Origin of the sequence: Natronobacterium haloterrestre, from assembly GCF_900112205.1 — an archaeon.
Taxonomy (GTDB): domain Archaea; phylum Halobacteriota; class Halobacteria; order Halobacteriales; family Natrialbaceae; genus Natronobacterium; species Natronobacterium haloterrestre.
Window position 1 is genome coordinate 1 of the sequence record NZ_FOKW01000027.1, and the last position, 3,866, is coordinate 3,866.

Annotated in this window: 3 protein-coding genes; all 3 read left to right on the forward strand. The window is 57.8% G+C overall.

Annotated features, from left to right (window positions below):
- Positions 1–277: 277 nt before the first annotated feature.
- The gene (locus BM113_RS21640; RefSeq protein ID WP_089790184.1) at positions 278–871 is read left to right on the forward strand and encodes an HdeD family acid-resistance protein; all 594 of its coding nucleotides are present in this window, start codon (positions 278–280) and stop codon (positions 869–871) included.
- Positions 872–1,112: 241 nt separating this feature from the next.
- On the forward strand, positions 1,113–2,129 hold the full coding sequence (locus BM113_RS21645; protein ID WP_089790186.1) for a patatin-like phospholipase family protein: 1,017 nt from the start codon (positions 1,113–1,115) through the stop codon (positions 2,127–2,129).
- 335 nt (positions 2,130–2,464) lie between these two features.
- Positions 2,465–3,682, forward strand: coding sequence for an RNA-guided endonuclease InsQ/TnpB family protein (locus tag BM113_RS21650; RefSeq protein ID WP_089790187.1), 1,218 nt, complete (start codon positions 2,465–2,467; stop codon positions 3,680–3,682).
- Positions 3,683–3,866: the final 184 nt, after the last annotated feature.

Sequence of the window (3,866 nt, forward strand, 5' to 3'; positions counted from 1 at the left end):
ACGGCATTATTATGATTTCAGACTAAGAGGCGTAGGTCGCCCAGGGCAATTAATCGTGTGTCGAGTGCAGAGAGGTTATCCCCCGTGATATCGTCGACTCCGCGTGCGGCGTATTTCTGATCGCCCATCGCGGCGGATGCTGTGTAATTGTTAGGAAACGCGAAATCCTACGATCTCGTGAATCGTCCGGCGGCGGATCGGTCCGTCAGCAGCACAGACTGTAGAATCGTAGAAAAGGTGTTTATCTTCACATGTCGTCTCTGGTACTAGAGGACAAATGAGCATAGTAACGACAAAATCTGGAACGTACAGCCCGCGGGAAGAATGGCGTTCGCTCGCGCTCGTGGGAGGCATCATCGCTGCGATCGGCTTCCTCGCTATCGTGCTTCCGTATGCGACAGGAATCGCGCTAACGTACGTCATCGGTGCCTTGCTGGTACTCGGAGGCATCGCCCACGCCGGTCACGCGTACGCCGCACGCGGTTGGAAGGGGTCGATCTGGCAAGCATCGCTCGCCGTCGTCTCGATCCTCGCTGGCGTCGTCTTCCTGGCGAATCCGGTCGTCGGACTGCTGAGCCTGACGCTACTCGTGATCGCATTTCTATTCGTCGATGGAATGGCAGAACTCGGGACGAGTCTCCGGATGGCCGGTGAGCCGGGCCGGGGATGGATCGCAGCCAGCGGTGTACTCTCGCTCGTGCTGGCGATCTTCCTCTGGTCCGGGTTCCCGGTGGACGCCGCCTGGGTCGTCGGGGTGGTCGTCGGGGTTAGCTTGTTCACGACTGGGCTCTCGATGGTTGCCGTCGCCTACGGTGGCCGCCGCGCCGGTGAGGACGTAACGCAGCCTGCGGCTGAACCCCGTAGCAGCTGAGTATTTCGTGCGGTCCTTCGGATCCAGGAACTCAAAGTGGCTCGAATCTCCCGACTTCGAACACACCCAGTACCGCACTCGCGCTGTGGCTTCAGCAGGGAGAGAAACGTTACGATTCCGATGAATCCGAGTTTGCACGACTAATACCAACTATTGAGACGATAACAGCACCGGCAGGTACCGAATATTGGACGCACTACGGTGTTTCTATTTTACGTAGTGTTACGCCGTATCGAGGGATATGAGTACCAGCACGGACACCGATGACTCCATTCGGGTCGCAATCGCATGTCAGGGCGGGGGCAGTCACACCGCTTACACCGCAGGGGTACTCAAACGACTTCTCGACGAACACGACGACCGATCATACGAACTCGTCGGGTTGAGCGGAACCTCCGGCGGAGCGATCTGCGCGACCGCCGCCTGGTACGGGTTTCTTGCCGGCGGAGCGGACCGTGCTATCGAGACGCTCGAGGGAATCTGGCGGGACTTTTCGGCTCAGTCTCCGTTCGACAGAATCGCCAACGAGTGGACCGTCAAACTGGCGCAGTTCGCCGCCCGCGGAGGGCCGCTGATGGTGCTCAGTCCGTACGAATTGCCGTTCACCTCAGTTGGACGCGATCGGTTTCTCAGCACTCTCGAATCGCACGTCGAGTTCGATCGGGTTCCCGAACTCGCGGACGGTGCCGACGTCGATCTGATCGTCGGGGCGGCTGATGTGACAGAGGGCGAGTTCGACACGTTCCGGAACGAAGAAGTGACGGCCGAGGCGGTCCTCGCCTCGGCAGCGATCCCGACGTTGTTTGAGGCGGTCGAAATTGGTGGCCACTGGTATTGGGACGGATTGTTCTCACAGAATCCACCGATCCGTGACTTCTTGACGATTCCCGACGACCCGAGGGAGAAACCGGACGAGATTTGGATCATCCAGATCAATCCCAAACGTCGCGAGAAGGTCCCGAAGTCGGTCGAGGAGATCGGCGATCGTCGTAACGAACTGGCAGGGAATCTCTCGCTGTATCAGGAAATATATTTTATCGAACGGATTAATACGTTGATCGAGCGAGGGAGTCTCCCTGCCCAGTACAAGCAGGTCGAGGTCAGAAAGCTCTCCCTCGACGGAGACCTATCGGCGCCCTCGAAACTCGATCGAAATCCGGAGTTCATCGATGGCCTCATTCGTCGAGGCGAAGGACGCGCCGAGCGGTTCCTCGAAGAGTGGAGTCGAGGGACTAGTTCGAACGCGAGACAGTCGTAACGGCACGTCGTGGATCAACGAAATCGGCAGTCAATCCGGATCTCCGTCAGCCGTACGGAGCGGATACCACCTTCGCAGATAGAGCCGATGGGCGTGCTGCGGACGCGCCCTGTATTCAAGCCGAACGTCTTCCTCAGAATCCGTCAGAAAATGCCTGCTGAATCCGGAGGATGAGTGCAGCACTACGACTGTATTTGTTTCACAGAAGAATCGAGGCGGATGCCACGGGGCTTGACCCCGTGGAGGAAGCCGGGACTCGATGACACAAACCACGTTACAGTGATAGGCCGACCCCCAAATGTATAAGTAACACCAGCCTTGTATGTGAAAATACAGTGGAATACCGTCGTACCGCCGTCATCAAACTCGACACTCCTGAAGGAGCAGAGGCTTCCCTTCGAGAGACTGTCGAGCAGTTCGAACACTGCGCCAACACCGCGAGCGAGTGGTGCTGGCACGGCGACGACGGCTACCACGTCACTTCCAAAGCCAAAGCCGAACGCGCCCTCTACGACCGACTCCGCGACGAAACCGACCTCACTGCGAACCTCGTCCAGAAAGGGATTCGCAGGGCAGTCGAAGCCGTCAAAAGCGGAGTCGAACGCATCAAACGTGGCGAGAACACGTCGCAACCGCACTTTTCTGCCGATAGCGCGGTGTACGACAAGCGGAGTGCGACGTTCCATCGTGACCACGTTTCCCTTTCGACTGTGGACGGGCGCGTTGAGTGCGACTACATCATTCCCGACAACTCAGAGACACCGCCGACAAAGTACGTCTCTGACGAGGATTTCGAGTTTCGGATGGCACACCTCCAGTACCGTGACGGTGACTGGTATCTCCACGCCTCAATGCGGAAAGTCGAAGCAGACGAGGAATCGTCTGAATCCGAGTCCAAGCACAGAACAGTCCTTGGTGTGGATTTGGGCGTCAACAACCTCGCCGTTGCTTCGACTGGCCGATTCTGGTCGGCAGACGAGTTCAACCACTGGCGTCGAGAATACGAGAAGCGTCGTGCATCGCTCCAGCGGTGTGGGTCTCGCCACGCCCACGACAACATCGAGAGCGTCGGACAGAAAGAGTACGGGCGGTTCGAGATCTACCTGCACACGGTGGCGAAGGAACTTGTCGAGGAGGCAGTCGAGAAAGACTGTTCGCACATCGTGTTCGAGGACTTGACCCACATTCGGGAGAACATCCCCGAGGCGACATGGCAACACGTGTGGGCGTTCCGACGCCTCTACGAATACGTCGAATACAAGGCTGAAGAACACGGCGTCAAAGCCGTGGAGGTTGACCCGCGTAACACGTCGAAGCGTTGCTCGACGTGTGGGTTTACCCACGACGATAACCGTAACGGGGAGTCGTTCGAGTGTCAGCAGTGCGGGTATGAGAACCACGCCGACTACAACGCTTCCAAGAACATCGGTTTGCAGTATCTCCGTCGTCGGCAAAATGCAGACGATGGAGGCGCACCCGTAGATGTGCGCTTGAATCGTGGGATGCTGAACGTGAGCGGGGAGTACGTACCCCCTGCCTCTGTTGAGGCATAGAACGGGAGTCCACGCGAAAGCCTCGGGGCTTGACCCCGAGGCGATTTACACCGAATCCAGTGAACCACCTACTCACTATACATGCGAATCATCCGTCTTTAGCTAAGCCAAGAATCGCATGACTGCGGCGGCTTATCGGTGGTACTTTTCGGAAGGAATGAGGAGGCGACAGCTGTGTACACCG